This window comes from Capnocytophaga sp. FDAARGOS_737, assembly GCF_009730375.1.
Lineage (GTDB): Bacteria > Bacteroidota > Bacteroidia > Flavobacteriales > Flavobacteriaceae > Capnocytophaga > Capnocytophaga leadbetteri.
Window position 1 is genome coordinate 2265746 of the sequence record NZ_CP046316.1, and the last position, 18160, is coordinate 2283905.

Below are 18160 nucleotides of genomic sequence, written 5' to 3' on the forward strand. Positions count from 1 at the left end.
CAATTTACTCGTCTTTCGTCTTTTGTATTTCGTCTTTAAGCAACACTTGTTTCACTATCTGCCATCGTTCTTCTTCTGTCAGCTGTGTAGCAAAGGCAGGCATAGCATTACGCCCATAGTAAAGCACGTGGTAAATACTCCCTTCGGTAAAATCGCGACCTGCAAACTGAGGCACGCCAAACACCTTACCACGCTGCACTAATACGCCTTTGCCATCACCTTGCTCACCGTGGCAAAGTGCGCAATACACATTATAGAGCGCTCGCCCTCGTGCGGCATCTACAGTTAGCGAGGCATCAGCGCGTAGGCTTGCCTTAGCCTGCTCGTAGCCCTCAAGGGTATTGGGGTACGAATAGGGCAGACTACCGCGCTTCACAGTGTGTTCTGGCGGAGTGAGTGGGGGCGTAGCATAGGTTTTATAGGCAGCACTTTCGTACATATCAGGGGCAAACTCACGATTAGGCTTTTGCTTATCCCTACACGCCAAAAGCAACAGCCCTAAAAATACAAGCCCTATATATTTGGTTATACACTTCATTTTTCGTTTTTATCTTCTTGTGGGGCTGACTCATACGCTATCACAAACGTATCATCAGTAGTCTCTGGCTTAGGATTCTCTGCCTTTTTAGTCGGGTACAGACGACTGCGGAATAGAAAACTCAACACCAATAGGTGAGCCGCAAAATAGACCGTCAGCTCAAAAATAACAGGCACAAAGGCGGGCAGTCCTTGCCATAAAGTAGCGTTAGGCTTACCGCCAAAGTTTTGCGGCCAGTCAGCTATCATAGTGTAATAGACCAGCCAAGCCCCAAAAAGGAAACCCAGCAGTCCGTATACAAAAGTGGCTTTGCCCAAGCGCGAGGGTTTATGCCCTAACGCTTCACTAAGCCCGTGTACTGCAAAAGGGGTATACACTTCTTTAATAGCGACGCCTTGCGCGCGTAGTGCCTTCACCTCAGCCACAAGCTCTTCGCCTGTGCGAGTCCCCTCTGGCTGCTTGCTGTCTAATATTACGTTTTGCTTAATCTCTGCTTGAGCAATCATCGGGAAAGTGCGAGCGTAGAGCAAAAAGAGCACTAAGAAAAAGCCTATCGTACCTACAAACACCCCAATATCTACATAGGTAGGCGAAAACATCGTCCAAGAGGAGGGTAAGTAATCGCGGTGCAAAGAGGTAACGATAATCACAAAACGCTCAAACCACATCCCCACACATATCACTATGCTAACAAAAACAGTAAAGGCAATACTATGCCTAAGTCGTTTCACCCATAATAGCTGAGGCAGTAACACATTGCAAATAAGCATTAGCACAAATGCCCACGCATAAGGCCCTGTTGCGCGATTCAAAAATACAAACTGTTCAGTCGCATTGTCTGACCTCCAAGCGGTATACATCTCGGTTAGGTAAGCCACCGCTACAAGGCTACCTGCTATAAGCATTACGGTATTCATTAGGGCTATATGCTGGCGGGTAATATACGCCTGCAAATGGCATACCTTGCGCAAGATAATCAGCAGCAAACTCACCATCGCAAAACCCGAAAAAATAGCTCCTGCTACAAAGTAAGGCGGAAAGATAGTAGCGTGCCAACCGGGTACTACCGAGGTAGCAAAGTCAAACGAAACGATGGTATGCACCGATAGCACCAAAGGCGTAGCAATGCCCGCTAAAAGCAGGGTGGTTTGCTCAAAACGCTGCCAGTCTTTAGCGCGCCCACTCCAGCCAAAGCTGAGCAAGCTGTATATTTTCTTCTGAAAAGGTTTGATAGCGCGGTCGCGTAGCATTGCAAAGTCAGGGAGCAAGCCTACCCACCAGAAAACTAACGACACCGAAAAGTAGGTAGCTATCGCAAACACGTCCCACAGCAGAGGTGAGTTGAAATTATCCCACAGCGAACCGTATTGGTTAGGAATAGGCAGCGTAAAATGTAATAGCCACGGTCTGCCCATATGCAGTATCGGGAAGATACCCGCTTGTATAACAGCAAAAATGGTCATCGCTTCGGCAGAGCGATTGATAGCTACGCGCCACTGCTGGCGGAAGAGTAGCAGTATAGCCGAGATAAAAGTCCCCGCGTGCCCGATGCCTATCCACCACACAAAGTTAGTGATGTCCCACGCCCAGCCTACTGTCTTGTTGAGCCCCCATACACCTATACCCTCTCTTACGGTTAGCCACATACACCAAAAACCCCAGAGGGCGGCGACTGAGGCAAGAGCAAAAGCGAGCCACCATTGCCCATTAGCGCGCCCCTCTATAGGGCGTGCTACCTCACTGCTGATAGTATGATAAGGGTTATGCTTCGTCATTAGTGTTATCAGTATTTCTTATTTTGGTTTGATATATTACATTGGGTTGCGTGCCGAGCTGCTCTAATAAGTGATACATACGGTCACTGGCAGTCAGGGGTACAATAGGGTCTTCAGGGTTATTAGCATCGCCAAAACGGATAGCCCCTGTAGTACACGCCGCTGCACAAGCCGTTGCTCTGCTAAAAGCATCTGCTGCCACAGGGTGCCCCTCGCGTTTGGCACGGAGTATTACCTCTTGAGTGCGCTGAATGCAGAGCGAGCACTTCTCCATCACCCCACGTGTGCGCACCGTCACATCGGGGTTGAGCAGCATCCGCCCTACTTCGCTGTTCATATTATAGTTGAAAGCAGGATTCTGACTGTAGTCAAACCAATTGAAGCGGCGCACCTTATACGGACAGTTATTAGCACAATAGCGCGTACCTACACAGCGGTTGTATGCCATTTGGTTCTGCCCTTGCGCTCCGTGCACAGTAGCTCCTACAGGACAAACCGTCTCGCAAGGGGCTTTTTCGCAATGCTGACACATCACAGGCTGAAAACCTACCTTATTTTCTTCAGAGTAATAACGGTCTATACGCAGCCAATGCATATCGCGCGAACGGCTTACCTCTTCTTTGCCTACTACTGGCACATTGTTCTCGGCGTGGCAGGCTATTACGCAGGCGGCACAACCTATACAGGCATTGAGGTCAATAGAGAGTTTAAAACGATGCCCTTCTTTTTTAACAGAGGGTGAAGATAAGGGCACTACCGGTGGCAATGCCTGATATTGCGCCAAGGTGAGCTCTTTCAGCACATTGTCGCGCCCCTCTAAGCTATTTTGCAACTGCATACAGGCAAACGTATGCTCACCTCCTACCTTTTCGATAGTAACATCTTGCGTTTGGTTACCTTTTTCGTATAGTCTGTATAGCACGAAAGCATTCACGCCCACCTGCATTTCGGGGGGTAGCCCTGCTTGACGTCCATAGCCTAAAGCCAGCCCTACACTACCCTGCGCCTGCCCTTCCATTAGGTATACAGGCACTACCACACTCACCCCGTCGGCAGTTACTTTGGCAGTATGACCGCATAGGGCTCCGTTGGCAGTATGCCAATTCTCGATACCGAGGCGTTTAGCATCAGCAGGGTGCATCGTCAGGTAGTTATCCCACGTAGCGCGACTGATAGGGTCGGGCAATTCTTGTAGCCAAGGGTTATTGGCTTGCTGTCCATCACCTAAAGCGGTTGAGGGGTAGAGCGTTAGCTGAAAATCTGTAGTAGCAGTAGCCGAAGCAAGCGCACGATAAGCAAGGTCTTGACAACTCATCTTAGTCAGTATTGGCGGAACAGGAGTGAATACCTCGTCTTCTCTTACAAAAGTACCGTTTTGTAGTGCTACTTCCCAAGGAGTATTGCCCAAAATATGCTCTTGCCAATAGGCTCTGATATAATCGTAATAAGTATGAGGGCGCCCCAGCCATTGCAAAAAGCAATCTTGCCACTGACGCGTATTGAAGAGCGGACGGATACAAGGCTGCATCAGTCCGTAATGTCCGTATTTAAACTGTACATCGCCCCAAGCCTCTAAGTAATGCGGTTGGGGGGCTATATAGGTAGTTTTTAGGGCTGTTTCGTCTGCCCTAAGCGCAAACGATACCGAAAAAGGCACTTTAGCCAGTCCCTCGGCAAAACCATCAGCTTTAGCCAAACTGTACAGCGGATTCAGATTATTAATGAAGAGTACCCCTACTTTGCCCTCTTGCATATCCGCTATAAGGTTGCGTAGCATAGCACTCTTTCCTTGACGAGTTAGGCGAGGCGTACGCAACACAAAGGCGGCACTCTGCAACTGCTCATTGAGTTCAAAAGCCAAGAGCGGTACGTGCATCAGGTCGATACCGGTAACGATAAGAGCCTCACTGCCTGCTTGTTGCACTTCTTTAGCAAGAGCGATGATACGCTCGATAAGGGCAGGCGGCAGCGTCTTGTCATTTAAAAGATAACCCTTGCAGAGGTTGTAAAACTGTGCAAAAGCCCGCTGCAATAGGGCAGGCGGCAAAGCGATGCGCTCATCGGCATTAGCGCCTGTTAGGCTGAGGTTACTCTCTAATTGTATATGGCGCGACATCCCCCCTGTTTTTGTAGGGATACGCCCTTGGGCATAGCTATCGGCATAGCCCCCTCCGTTCCAGTCGCCCAAAAAATCAGCAGCAAACGAAACGATGAGCTTAGCCTTGCTGAAATCGTAATCGGGCATAGCTCGCCGTCCGTACTGATGCTCAAAGGCAAAAAGAGTCGCATCTTCCGATATGGTGTCGTATTCTATAAGCTGAAAAGTAGGATATTCAGCTTTAAGTTCATCGATAAGCGCATAGGCTGACGGACTTGCTAAAGTCTGCGAAAGAAGCACTATCTGTTTCCCTTCTGCTTTGGCTTTAGCTAAAGCCGCGCGGGTATCGCGGTCTAATAGTTCCCATTTACCCACCTTTTCTTGGGGTATTTCTCTATTACTGTCATACAAGCTGAGCAGCGATGCCAATATGCGGGCATTTACCGCCTTACCGCAACGAGCATCAGGATTAGGCTCTATAAGGATAGGTCGTCCCTCGAGGGTTTTGACCAATACGCTAGCAAAGTCGAACCCATCGGCTATACAAGTGGCGTAATAATTAGCTTGGCTGGGCACAATCTCCTCAGGCTGCACAAGGTAAGGTATAGATTTATGCACGGGACCTTCGCAAGCCGCCAACGCCGCTGCTGCCGTGCTAAAACCTATATATTTAAGAAAGTCACGCCTTGAAGTCATTGTATATTATTAAAGTTTTGGCAAAGGTAAGAATAATTAACTAATTAGCCAATTTGCCAATTAGAAAATTTCACAAAAGCTAAAAGGCTATATTTTATAGCGGGTCACTATATTCCGATGCAAAAATACATCTTTTTTTATTCTTCTAACCCTCATAATCAATATGATATTCTTCATAATTGAAATCCACTAAGTCGATACCTTGTGGAGTCATCTTAAAAGCGGGGATACGTTCTATAGGCGACACGAAAATATCCTTCCCACTAAACTGCCAGAGAATTTTGCCCTGCTTGTTAAGGCGTGAAATCTCCACCTCGCTGTGGGTAATATAATCATCTTGATAGGGGGCTATCTCAAAGCAAGTAGCCATATCCACCTGCGTATGCCAAAGGAGTTCTAATGTAGGCAAGAGGACACAAAATACCTCATTGCCACAAGCTATGAGCAACCTATCGCCGTCTAACAGCACACTTTTCTCCCACAGACTGCTCACGCTACCTCCTCCCGTGAGGACTACGTTTTTTATCTCCTCTTCTGCCTCATAGAGATAAACTGCTACCTGTGGTGGGTGTACTTCCTTTTCTCTTATCTCTATTTGATAAGGATTTTTATAAAGCCAAAGGGTGTTTTTCATAATTTCGATTTTCTTTTATATCAAATAAATAGTATAAAACTCAAACTTACTGCTATATTAATTATAAAATTTAGTAGTGGGGCGTGTTCTAAAAGAGTTTTATCTAATAAGAATTCGGCTCCATCTTGCTGCTTAAAAGGTTCGGTAACTACAAACTCATAGAGCGTAAATAACAGCGATCCTAAACTCAGCACAAACAATACATTTTCATAGAGTTTATTTCTATACCTGAGCAAGAAAAGAATATTAAAAACTAAAAGGAAAAACGCAAAAAATAGAGGTACAGGATACCATTCTATAAGATCTAACTCCCAATAGGGAATTATTGGTCGCACACATCGGAATAAAAAGATTCCTACAGCTATATTATAGACCATTATACCCAATGCTAATAAGATTTCAAGTAGAGAAGGAATAGATTTATCCTCTACTTTTTTTGCCACGAAAGCAATTAAGAGAAATACTAACAAAGGAATTATAAGTTTCCCTGCCAGTTCCAATTCTGAAGATATAGAAGGATATAAGTTCATAATAACTTCTTTTTAAGGTTTTATAATTGCTCTTTAATAGTGTTAATAGTGTATAGTGTGTCTATCAACTCCTCTACTTTACAGCTCCCATATAACTTCTAATTTTACAAAATCAAGCATCTTAACATAAGTGGCAAAGGTAAGAATAATTAACTAATTAGCCAATTTGCCAATTAGAAAATTCCATAAAAAACTAAAAGACTATTTTTCATACTATTTTATTCTAACAAAATTACCAACCTTTTTTCTCAATCTTAAACTCACAATTATTAATAGTAACAATCGCACAGCGTAATTTAAAAGGTGTAGCACGATCATATATAGGAGGGATTATTTCCTTACCTTTTTTATTCAGGTAGCCATATTTATAATTCTTTTTGAAGAGAATAAGTCCTTCACTTAGTTTATCAATATAATCATACTGAAAAGGAACTACATTGTTCTTACTCTCATTAATCATACCATATTTGCCATTGCGCTTAACTGTTGCGAGTCCATCTACAAAAATCCCCACATCTTCATAATTTACATCAATAAGCAGTTTTCCTTCTTTGTCAAACAAACCATATCGACTATTCTTTCTCACCTTAAAAAATTTTCTATCAATACGTTTGATTTCATCATATTCGAGAGGGATAATTTCTTTACCTTTAAAATCTACCACCGCACACTTATTGTTTTTCTTAACGATAGCTACCCCTTCATTAAATGATTCTATATAATTATAGTTACTATACCAATTATTTTGTCCTTGAACCTCACAAACAAAACAATACAAAAATATCCATAAATAGTTCCATTTCATAATACAATTATTTTTAAAAATTAAGGTCGATTGAGTAAGGCAATACCTTGTTTTTCTATACTTTTACCACTCGCGGTATTCATCGGTGATATCTACATTATCTACTAATTCCAATCCCGTTTTGCGTATGAGTGTATTGAGCCACTCGCAAAGTTCCTCGCGCTCCATTGTTTCTATAAGTCCGTATTTATCATTGATATTATTGATTTTCTTTACTAATTTACCCATAGAGTTATAAACAGTAGTCGCATTTTTCTTTTGTATTGCTTCACAAAGCGTTTGCACATATTCCGTAAGGGCTGTTTCTACAGCGGTAATACTTTCTTCTGAAAACATATCATCACCCTGAGCCATACGCTTGCGCCACTGAGTGATAGGTGTTTCGGAAAGGAAGGCTTGTATTTCGGAAATGCGATTAGGGTCTATATTCTTGTTTTGTGATTTGAGGAGAGCTTTTAGGCGGATGCGTTCCTTTTCATATAGCTCTAATTTGAATAGCGTTAGCCAGCGCAATTGTTCCTTAGAGTCCAAAGCTAATAATAAGCGAAATTCATCAAAGAAAGGCTCGTAAAAAGAACCTCCATCATTAGCTATTCTTTTACCAGTGAGTTTCTTGCCTATCTTCTGTTCGATAGTCTTTTTATCATCACCAATGTTTAAACCAAAAGGCAATGCTATTTCAGGAATTTTGCCATTGGGGGTTGCTAGTGGATAAATGGTGATTTCGTGCAAAATGAGTTGGTCTTTTTCCTTGTTATAATTGCCAATAGGCTCTCCATAAGCGGGAGCATACCTCACATAACCCGTAAATAGGCAGCGAATGGTATTTTCTTCATTATTAACTCGTACCCAAAATAAGTTGCCATAAGCATCATATTCAGGATTAGGTTTTTGTGGCAAATGATATTGCGCAAGAAAATCTTTTATTTCCGGAGAATGGATAGGTCGCCCTAATAAATCTTGGATTTCCATAGTCGTTTAGTTTTTCAGATGCTACTGGTGTCCTTTGGCACCAAATATTTCTAAGTTTTTATCGGCAGCTTTATAGAGAAACTAACAATCTAAAAGCCTCTTTTACAAAATCAAGCATCTTAACATAAGTGGCAAAAATAAGAATAATTTACCAATTAGCAAATTTGCTAATTCTCTAATTTACGCTAATTCCCCAGAAAAATCTACTACAGCCATCTCCCCTTTACCTCAGATATAGGAAGGATATACTTACAGCGAAGGATAGGCGAAAGATTACCGAAGTATAAACAACTAATTATGGTTCAAAAACCAGAAAAACATCCTACCCCCACTAACACCTAAAATCTAAAACCTAACACCTAATTTTGCTAATTCCCAAATTATTTATACCTTTGTACTCTAAACTCATTTCACCCTGAAAAATTCACAAAAATATATGGCAAAAACAGAAGATTTATTTAAAAAAGTAATTGCACACGCCAAAGAATATGGCTTTATATTCCCTTCAAGCGAAATCTATGACGGTCTGAGCGCCGTGTACGACTACGGACAAAACGGAGTTGAACTCAAGAAAAACATTCGCGAATACTGGTGGAAAGCAATGGTACAAATGAACGAAAATATAGTGGGTATCGATGCCGCTATCTTTATGCACCCTACCACTTGGAAGGCTTCTGGACACGTAGATGCTTTCAACGACCCACTTATCGACAATAAAGACTCTAAAAAACGCTACCGTGCCGATGTGCTCGTCGAAGATTACGTAGCTAAATTAGACGATAAGATTGAAAAAGAAATTGCAAAAGCTCAAAAACGCTTCGGTGAGGCTTTCGACCGCGAGCAGTTCGTCTCTACCAACCCAAAAGTGCTTGAATACAAACAACGCGGGGAGGAAATACTACACCGCTTAGGCAAATCACTCGAAAATGAAGACCTTGCCGATGTAAAAGCCCTTATCGAAGAACTCGAAATAGCCGACCCCGAAACAGGTTCGCGCAACTGGACAGATGTTAAGCAGTTCAACCTAATGTTCGGCACTAAAATAGGCGCCTCTGCCGATGCTACTATGGACTTATACCTACGCCCCGAAACCGCTCAAGGTATTTTCGTAAACTTCCTCAACGTACAAAAGTCAGGACGTATGAAGATTCCTTTTGGTATCGCACAAACCGGAAAGGCTTTCCGCAACGAGATAGTAGCTCGTCAGTTCATTTTCCGTATGCGCGAGTTCGAGCAAATGGAAATGCAGTTCTTCATCAAACCAGGCACACAACAACAGTGGTATGAATATTGGAAAGAAACCCGCCTCAAATGGCACTTATCGCTTGGTATGGGCGAGGAAAACTACCGCTATCACCCACACGAAAAGTTAGCGCACTACGCCGATGCTGCTTGCGATATAGAGTTCCGTTTCCCATTCGGTTTCAAAGAGTTAGAGGGTATCCACTCTCGTACCAACTTCGACCTTGGCAACCACGAGAAATACTCAGGCAAGAAAATGCAATACTTCGACCCTGAAGACAATCAAAGTTTTACCCCTTACGTGCTCGAAACCTCTATCGGTTTAGACCGTATGTTCTTGGCGGTACTCTCTAATTCGCTACAAGAAGAGACCCTTGAAGGGGGCGACACCCGCACCGTATTGCGTTTGCCTTTTGTATTAGCACCTACCAAAGTAGCTGTATTGCCACTGCTGAAGAAAGACGGTCTGCCAGAAGTAGCCGAACAGATAGTAAACGAGCTAAAATACGATTTCAACGTAGCTTACGACGAAAAAGATGCGGTAGGAAGACGTTATCGCCGTCAAGATGCGGTAGGTACGCCTTTCTGCGTAACGGTCGACCATCAGACCTTAGAAGACAATACCGTTACCTTGCGCCACCGCGACACTATGGAGCAAGTGCGCATCGCAATACCTGAACTCCGCGCCGCTATCGCCAAAGAGGTTGATATGCGCAACTGGTTACACAAATTAGATAAAAAATGATAGAAAATCCAACGATAAAGCGTCCTATCCCTATTGATGAAGAGGTGAAATGGGACAAGCGCGCCACCCTGATGAGCCGTACTAACAAGCACGGACATATTATGGCGAGCAACGCTGCTTTTCAAGAAGTATCGGGCTATACTGAGGCTGAACTGTACGATCAGCCTCACAGCCTCATACGCCACCCCGATATGCCCAAGGTGGTATTTAAAATACTGTGGGAGAACCTAAAAGGGAAGAACAACTTTCACGCTATCATCAAGAACCTATCGAAGAGCGGCAGGTATTATTGGGTGATTACCAATTTTGAGATTATCAGAAATGAGAAAGACGAAATCACCCACTATGTATCGTACCGCAAGGCATTGCCCAAGCATCTGATTAACGAGCATATCGCACCTCTCTACGAGCGACTCCTCAAGATTGAGAAAGCCAATGGTATGGAGGTAAGCGAGCGCTACTTCAACGGTTTTTTAGAAGACCGCAAGACCACTTACGATGCTTTCATCAGAACGCTAATGAAAGAAAATGCCGAAGAAATACGTTCATTTTACAACAACGAAGACACCGATAGTTTTCTGAATGATTTAATTCGATAGAATGTGTTATAACTTTTAAATCTTTTAAAACTAACAAATTATAAATCGTCAGTCACGACTGGCGATTTAATTTTGCAAAAAAACTACAAATGAAATACCTTTTACTCTTTCTGCTCCTCTGTACCCTCTCTGCTGTTACAGCACAAGAAAAAGACTCTATTCCACAATCACTATCAGATAGTATTACAAATGCGTTACAAGGCAGACACCCCTCTGAAGTAGATTTATTGAGCAGGCAATACAAAATTGATGATAACCTAACCTATATATACCAAAAGCCGCGTTTTGTTGACCTTTTTAACAAGATACCACGCAATATAGGTAAATCGGCAGTGGAGATGGTCTCTAAGCCTAATTATCCTTACGGATTGGCAGCTATTGGGGCTACTATAGCTATCATTCCTGCTGACCCTTGGCTTATAAGAGAAAGTAGAAGTTTTGGCGAAAGTTTAGGACTAAATGAAGCCCATACTTATAAAAAGTTGGGCTTTCTGAAGATTGTACCTGCTGATGTCAATTCGGCTTTGTATTTCATCGGCAATGGTACTACTTTTATCATTATCAGTGGGGGAATGGCTACCTACGGACTCATCACAGGCGATTATCGCGCTAAGAGTACCGCTATGCAAGTATTGGAGAGTATTGTAGTATCAGGAGCATTTGTACAACCTTTTAAACGACTCACAGGGCGTGAGAGTCCGTTTATAACAGTAAATGAGGGTCGTTGGCACAGCTATTGGACGTTTGCCCCCAGCTTTAAAGCCTATCAGCAAGACACTCCTCACTACGATGCGATGTTCTCGGGACATCTTACTACTGCTATGTCGGCTATTACCGTTATTGCCGAAAACTATCCTGACTATAAATGGATAAAGCCCGTAGGCTATAGTGCCTTAGGGCTTATGTGTTTTGAGATGATGCAAAGCAAAGTACATTGGGCTTCGGATTACCCTGTAGCCCTTTTTGTAGGCTATATTACCGGTAAGACGATTGCTAACAGACGTATTACTAAGCGTTATACCGAAGAGGGCAATGCCTTAGTAAAACCAAAATACCAATGGCAATTTAGCAGTTCGTATACCTTAGAAGGCTATCAATTAGTAGGTGCAAGACTTAGTTTTTAATAACTGTTACTTTTAGCTGCGCATCCTGATCGCTTATAACATCAGTGATAGTACAGGTGAAAGTGCCTTCTTTGAGTCCTTTTACGGCTATGCGGGTAACGTTATTAGCATCTTGGTCGGGCGTACCTACTATGGCTATCGCCTCGCTATCTTTAGTCTGCCGTATTTGGTAGCGCTTGCTACCGTATATCGAAAAGACTTGTATTTCATCTACCTTTACGGTTACCTCTGTCTTCTCTAATCGGAGAGGGGTAAAAGCTATTTTCCTATTAATATAACGCCTATAAGGAGCCCAATCAGCTTTCTCTACCCGATAGGCATTGGTGGCCTCGCGAGGTACTATAATATCAACAAGAGTTTCAAAAGGGAAAGGTGCGCCCTTGCGTTGCAGTGCAGCCTCTCCTTTAGGAAAAGAAAGGCGGGGCGGCTCGGTACCATTAAGAGTAACCGTCTGAAGCCCTGTCTGCATAAAAGCCCCTGTACTAATATGCGAAATAGTTTTAGGCAGGGTGATACTCTTTAGTTGGGGATTGCCTGCAAAAGCCTGCTCTTTGATTTCAAAAAGTTCCTTAGGCAACTTTACTTCTGTAAGTCCTGCATCGGCAAAAGCAAACTTCTCTATCTCTTTGACCGAATCGGGGATATCTATACGGGTAAGGCGCTTACAACCCTCAAAAGTGCTTAGAGCAATTGTTCTAAAATTAGCATTTTTAGACAAGGTAACTGTAGTAAGCGAAGTACAGCCCTCGAAAGCCTTTTCGTCTATCTTCTCTACTGTATTAGGCAAGGTAATGCTCACTATAGGCGTACCTTTAAATGCCTCTTTACCTACAATCGTAATTCGTTTGAGGACAGGGTGCATACTGAGGTCGAGGGTGGTGGTAGTTGTATCGAGCCACTTTAGTAGGGTTTCTTTATCATCGCTGAGCTTATAGGCAGTTGCTACAATAGGTTTCTCTTCCTTTTTCTTAGGCTCTTCTGGGTCGCTCTGCTTGGTGCAATGCCACCCCAAGAACGCTAACACTGCTACGAATAATAAACGTTTCATCACTTCTTCTTTTAAGGAATTACCAATATACTTTTAGCATAAACTCGTGAAAGTTGCGGACACTTGCCCCTACATTATTATCGACATTGGTTTCGAAGCCATAGCCTACAGATAGGTGATATTTAGGCACTTTGAAAAGCGCACAGATATTCACCGCACTATCAGAGCGGTAGCCTAAAGCAGCCTCTACATAATCGCTGTAGAGCACAGCGGCTGAGGCGTTAAGCTGATAGTCGCCCTTTTGATTGATATACGCTTGCGCTCGTGGACTTAGCGTAAAGTCGGCAGTGAGGGGATAGAAATAGCCTGCCTGCGCATAAAAGCTGATACGCTCGGCTACTGAAGTTACTACTTCATTCTCTACTTTAGTCTTATCTGACGCCAATAAGTTGGGAGCCGATAGCCCCACGTAGAAGCGCGGTTGCTGATAATAAGCTCCTACCCCTACATTGGGTTGAAATCTACCCGATACGCCTTGCAAATAAGGGTCGTACTGGTCGTTATAGGTTTTAAAGCGACTACTATCTATATTGAAGAGATTGCCTCCTGCTTTGATACCCAAATAGAGGTTGTCAGTTTCAGTAAAAGGGAGTGCATAAGCAAAATCGGCAAATAAAGCGGTCTGGTGCTGCACAAACACCTTTTCCCTCACTACCGATGCCCCTATGGATACATGATTGCTCAGGCGGTGGGTAGTGTTGAGCGTTTGCTGCTGAGGACTATCGGAAGAAGCGCTTTTCGCCCACTGGTAGCGCAGGTGTGCGCCTATAGTATGGTTGGCTTCAGCCCCTATAGCCGCAGGGTTCACTACATTCTGAAACTGATTATAGAATATATAGTTTGCTTCTTGAGCACTGCCGATAGCAGCACTCAAGAGCAAAGCTGATAGTATTAGTTTTTTCATCAAAAAAGTATATTAATAGTTAATGAATAACCACCCCTCTTGGGTGCGTTTGTTCTTAATCGTAAACTTATAGAAGTAGTAGCCTTGCGGCAACTTCTGACCGTCTAAGCCTAAGCCTTTCCATTGATTATGATAGCCACGCGCTTCGTATACTAATTGTCCTTCGCGAGTGAATATCTGCAATACATTGTTAGGGTAGAACGATATGCGGTGTATCACAAAGGTATCGTTTACACCATCGCCATTAGGGGTGAAAGCATTAGGGATTAAGACCGTTTGATGCTCATCGTCTTTATCGTTAGGCACCCCATCGCCATCAGCATCGTTATCGCAGGCATCGCCTATGCCATCGCGGTCGGTATCGGCTTGGTCGGGGTTGTAGGTTTCAGGGCAATTATCCTTATCATTAGGCACCCCGTCGCCATCTACATCGTCATCGCAGGCATCGCCTATACCGTCTTTATCGAGGTCTTTTTGCGATGGATTCTTCACAAACGGACAGTTATCTTTCTCGTTAGGAATACCGTCATTGTCTATATCAGGGTCGCAAGCATCGCCTATACCATCGTGGTCGGTATCTGCTTGGTCGGGATTAGAGTAATCGGGACAGTTATCGCGGTCGTTAGGGATACCGTCGCCATCGCGGTCGTCATCGCAAATATCGCCTATACCGTCCTTGTCGAGGTCTTTCTGGTCGGGGTTGGCCATATCGGGGCAGTTATCCTTTTCATCGAGTATCTTATCGAGGTCGCGGTCGCCACTACAGATATCTCCTATACCATCGCCGTCAGAGTCTTTTTGGTCGGGGTTAGCGTGGTACGGACAGTTGTCTGAGGCATTTGGTATGCCATCGCCATCAGCATCGTCATCGCAGGCATCGCCTTTGCCGTCTTTATCGGTATCTTTCTGATTTGTATTAGGTATGCGCGCACAGTTATCGGTAGCATTATTTACACCATCGCCGTCTATATCCTCATCGCACACATCGCCTATACCGTCTCCGTCAAGGTCGGCTTGGTCGGGGTTAGGGGTTTCTATACAGTTATCAAGACTATCGACTATGCCATCGCCATCAATATCGCCATCAGTCTTTACTATTATCTTGCCGAGATTGACCGCCAAATAGATATTATCGACAGGGCGAATCATAAAGCGCCCATTGGAGGTAGTAAGGTCGGCAGTAGCGGTAAAAGTATAGCTACCATTATTAGGAATATTAGACGCAAGAGTATGCGTGAAAGTCTGTCCGTCGAGAGCAAAAAGAATGTTTACTCGCTGGGTATTCACTTCCTGTTTATCGGTATCGGCTACATTCCAAGTGATAGTACAGGTTTTGCCTACAAACCAATACGTCTTTCTGGCTTGTGAAGTGACCTCGAAAGGGCCTGCATTATTCGTTACATTTATCTTGACCCCTGCATACACGGTATTACCGGTGCTTACATCCGTCTCGCGGTCGTCTCGCCTACCGAGGCTCTTATCCATTACTACAAATGCCCATTTGAGGGTGCGCTTCACACTACTAACCGTTTCCCAAGTGGAAGTAGGGCCAGGATTGCGCTCGCTTAATTTCCCTTCTAATATCTGAGAAAGACGAGGAATGTAGCGCTCATTAGAGCGGCTAGGCTTTAGCGAACGAGCTATAGGTCCTTCCGTTAGGTTATCGGCAAAGTTATCGGAAGTAACTGTGATGCGGCCAGGTTGGGGACTATTATGTTGCTCCCACATATAATAGAGCGTATCGCCATCGGGGTCGGTAGCAGTACCTACTAAATGATAGGCAGTACTGCGCGGAATAGTGTAATCGTTGAGCTCGCCTATTACGGGCACTGAATTGGCAATAGGAGCTTTGACCGGACAAGTAGCCGCAGTGATGTGCTTCATCATCTGCTCTACGCTTACGTGATTGAAATAAGGGTCTGAACGCCTTTGCACGTTATTAGCCCCCGATATACCCGCATAGCCCATAATGGTAGAGCCACTACCGGGTTCTACTTGTGCGCCTGTGTTTTCGTTATTGAGGTTATGCACGTGATTAGCCCCCATTTGGTGCCCCAGCTCGTGGCAGAAGAAATCGATGTCGAACACATCTTTTTCTACACTGTTAGAGAGGTCGCCTGCTGAGAAAGCACGTCCTTTTTCGCCTTTTTCGCATATACACCCTATACAACCGGCATTGCCATTGGGTTGCTTAGTATGGTGAAATACGTGTCCCACATCATAATTAGCATCGCCTACTTTCTCGTCTAAAAACTTCTGTAGAGGGTCGCCATTCCACGTTTCGGCACGCATATTATTGCGGAAAGGGTCGTCTTTTCGGTTTTTGATAATAGTTTCTACCCCTGTTACCAATCGGAATTGGATAGACATCTGGGTACGATATACCTGATTAGTGCGCTGTATGGTAGAAACAATAGCGGCAAGGGCGCGCTCTGGGCTACCGAAACGCAAGGTATAATCGCTGGTAGCAGCAATCGCTATGCGTATGGTGCGCAGGGTAGGTTCGGTAGCAAAAAGGTTGCCCGTAGTACGCTGAGTCAGTGAAGCAGGAGTAACAGCCGCTGCTTTGACTTTCGCCATTGTACCACAATCAAAAGTCATTTGCTCTACCGAAGCACTACGCTGGTAGGCCATATGCTTCACCCCACTGCGGTTAGTAGGCTGCACAAAAGCGTATTCGTTATTGTCATCAAACATAGCTGAAAGCCCCACCTCAGGCGACCACGTAAAAGCTACCTCTTTATCAGGTTGAGAAAGCGAGTAGCCCGCATAAGTCTCTATCTGTGGGTAGCGCTCTGCCAACTCGTCAGATAGGACACTGGTTTTTCGCACGCGGAAAGACTCGAGTTCGCCCTTAGCATTAGGGAGTTTTACTACTACCTCAGCGGTATTGCCACGTGCCGTAGCACTATGTAGCGCATTGGCAAAGGCTTTTTTATTGAGGGTGTACTCTTGGTGATGCGCTGTAGCAGCTTCGGCACTGCGACTGCTTAAGCCCACTTGCTTCCAATACTCTTGTGCCTGTAGCCCTATAGCCCAAGCAAAGCACAAAATTAGTAAAATATTCTTTTTAAACACTTTTTTAGTCGTTAGTTTGTTAGTTTGTTAGTCGCTAGTCGTTAGTTGTTAGTCGTTAGAAGGCGATTCATTCGGTTATTGTTCGCTCATCGTTCGCTCAACCTTCGCTCATCCTATATCCAAATCGGCTCTTTTGTCAATTACTGTTTGGGTACGTATTGATACTCGATGGTAGGATAACCTCTCTCTCCAGCATCATTTTTCATTGCTCTGACTATCAGTTTGAAGTGATTGCCTTCTCCGTCTCTAACCACATACCAATACGGACGGATAGTACCCCCATTAGGCAGGTCTCTCCACGATTTGCCTAAGCCTAAACGGTTATAGCTATTAGCATCGAAATTAGCCCCTTTGACAGTGGTATCCCAAAATATGTTTAAAGGAATTTTCTGATAGGCTTCATACGCCTTTTCAGTAGTCTCAAACTGCTTAGTATGCGCTACTTTAGTGCCTCCGTGTATATTATTGATTATCAGGTCGGGGTAAAGGGTTACATTGCTTCGCGCATCGTAATCTTTGTTAGTAATCCAAGCTACCGCAGCAGTATAGCACAAATCCCAATCGTTTTTCTTAGGCTCTACTTGCACCATTTGTCCTGATTCGAGGTTTAGATACACAAAATTATAGGCAGCGTTTTTAGCTACTGTAAAGGTCTTAACAGCAGCAGGAGCAGTAGCAGCTGTACGTGGCACAAACATCACTTTATACTTTCCGTTTTCGCGTAGCACACGTATTTTGCCCCAACCTTTATGCGCTCCTAATATATTTACGCTTCCTTTTACAGGAGTCTTATCGCTGATAGCAAAGCCCATACTGAGTAGGTATACTTTGTTCTCTTCGTCTTTGGCTGAAACACCAGCGATAGCTGTACCAGAACCAGGTTCGTTATTGCGCGGAGCTAAATAACCGCGAGGGTCGTCTATCAATCTACGGCTAACAAGGTGGTTAGGCGATGGGTTGGTAGGGTCGGTGTTAAGCAATATGGTTTTATCCTCTTCTACCCTTTTATTTATATCGGTAGTTTCTTGCTCTAATGCCGACATCGCGATAGCAGGGTTGATGAGCACTCTAAAATCGTCATCACCACAATAGAAAGCTAAGTGCCAAGTGTCGCGCTTAATTGCAGTAGTCTTGCCGGTAGAAAGGTCGATGTATACTTGGTTAGGCTCATTAGCGCCTCCTACCTCAGCTTGTACTGTGATAGGGGTTAGCGGTTTTACGCTAAGAGTACCTGAGGCTGTACCTTGCTCGGTAGTGTTAGTTTGAGTGCCTCCGCCCTCTGGCAGTTTCTTTTCAGGTTCTGATTCTTTTTGGCAAGCCCCGAACATAAAGGCTGCAATACTGAGTGATAGAATTATTTTTTTCATATAAA

The 18160-nt window shown here is 44.1% G+C and carries 14 protein-coding genes; 3 read left to right on the forward strand and 11 right to left on the reverse strand.

Annotated elements, in window-relative coordinates; all coding sequences use genetic code 11:
• Positions 1-4 precede the first annotated feature (4 nt).
• The 7 genes from FOC45_RS09945 to FOC45_RS09975 all read right to left on the reverse strand — a co-directional run bounded on the left by FOC45_RS09945 (position 5) and on the right by FOC45_RS09975 (position 8048).
• Entirely contained in the window at positions 5-538 is a 534-nt protein-coding gene (locus tag FOC45_RS09945) for a cytochrome c (RefSeq protein ID WP_009389597.1), read from the reverse strand.
• Positions 535-2313 carry a quinol:electron acceptor oxidoreductase subunit ActD gene (locus FOC45_RS09950; RefSeq protein WP_009389598.1) on the reverse strand — a complete coding sequence of 593 codons (1779 nt, stop codon included), beginning with the start codon at positions 2311-2313 and terminating at the stop codon, positions 535-537. Before FOC45_RS09950 ends, FOC45_RS09945 begins: the two co-directional genes overlap by 4 nt.
• On the reverse strand, positions 2300-5107 hold the full coding sequence (locus FOC45_RS09955) for a 4Fe-4S dicluster domain-containing protein (RefSeq protein ID WP_009389599.1): 2808 nt from the start codon (positions 5105-5107) through the stop codon (positions 2300-2302). Before FOC45_RS09955 ends, FOC45_RS09950 begins: the two co-directional genes overlap by 14 nt.
• 145 nt (positions 5108-5252) lie before the next feature.
• On the reverse strand, positions 5253-5741 hold the full coding sequence (locus tag FOC45_RS09960) for a hypothetical protein (RefSeq protein ID WP_009388326.1): 489 nt from the start codon (positions 5739-5741) through the stop codon (positions 5253-5255).
• A 20-nt stretch (positions 5742-5761) separates the two neighbouring features.
• Positions 5762-6271 carry a hypothetical protein gene (locus FOC45_RS09965; protein ID WP_009388327.1) on the reverse strand — a complete coding sequence of 170 codons (510 nt, stop codon included), beginning with the start codon at positions 6269-6271 and terminating at the stop codon, positions 5762-5764.
• Positions 6272-6503: 232 nt separating this feature from the next.
• Entirely contained in the window at positions 6504-7076 is a 573-nt protein-coding gene (locus FOC45_RS09970) for a WG repeat-containing protein (protein ID WP_009391725.1), read from the reverse strand.
• A gap of 63 nt (positions 7077-7139) precedes the next feature.
• Positions 7140-8048, reverse strand: coding sequence for a hypothetical protein (locus FOC45_RS09975; RefSeq protein ID WP_009391724.1), 909 nt, complete (start codon positions 8046-8048; stop codon positions 7140-7142).
• 436 nt (positions 8049-8484) lie between these two features.
• On the opposite strand from FOC45_RS09975, the gene FOC45_RS09980 reads away from it, so the two are divergent.
• The 3 genes from FOC45_RS09980 (at position 8485) to FOC45_RS09990 (ending at position 11758) form a co-directional block, all read left to right on the forward strand.
• A complete protein-coding gene (locus FOC45_RS09980) occupies positions 8485-10035 on the forward strand; it encodes a glycine--tRNA ligase (RefSeq protein ID WP_009391723.1) in 1551 nt (516 codons plus the stop codon).
• Positions 10032-10634, forward strand: coding sequence for a PAS domain-containing protein (locus FOC45_RS09985; RefSeq protein WP_009391722.1), 603 nt, complete (start codon positions 10032-10034; stop codon positions 10632-10634). Before FOC45_RS09980 ends, FOC45_RS09985 begins: the two co-directional genes overlap by 4 nt.
• 89 nt (positions 10635-10723) lie before the next feature.
• Positions 10724-11758, forward strand: a complete 1035-nt coding sequence (locus tag FOC45_RS09990) for a phosphatase PAP2 family protein (RefSeq protein ID WP_009391721.1) — start codon at positions 10724-10726, stop codon at positions 11756-11758.
• Here the strand turns inward: FOC45_RS09990 and FOC45_RS09995 are convergent.
• The 4 genes from FOC45_RS09995 to FOC45_RS10010 all read right to left on the reverse strand — a co-directional run bounded on the left by FOC45_RS09995 (position 11748) and on the right by FOC45_RS10010 (position 18155).
• Entirely contained in the window at positions 11748-12806 is a 1059-nt protein-coding gene (locus tag FOC45_RS09995; RefSeq protein WP_009391720.1) for a leucine-rich repeat domain-containing protein, read from the reverse strand. The genes FOC45_RS09990 and FOC45_RS09995 overlap by 11 nt on opposite strands.
• 19 nt (positions 12807-12825) lie before the next feature.
• On the reverse strand, positions 12826-13710 hold the full coding sequence (locus tag FOC45_RS10000; protein WP_009391719.1) for a PorP/SprF family type IX secretion system membrane protein: 885 nt from the start codon (positions 13708-13710) through the stop codon (positions 12826-12828).
• 12 nt (positions 13711-13722) lie between these two features.
• Positions 13723-16788 (reverse strand): thrombospondin type 3 repeat-containing protein, encoded by a 3066-nt coding sequence (locus FOC45_RS10005; RefSeq protein ID WP_009391718.1) that lies wholly within the window; start codon positions 16786-16788, stop codon positions 13723-13725.
• A 140-nt stretch (positions 16789-16928) separates the two neighbouring features.
• The gene (locus tag FOC45_RS10010; RefSeq protein WP_009391717.1) at positions 16929-18155 is read right to left on the reverse strand and encodes an HmuY family protein; all 1227 of its coding nucleotides are present in this window, start codon (positions 18153-18155) and stop codon (positions 16929-16931) included.
• Positions 18156-18160 lie beyond the last annotated feature (5 nt).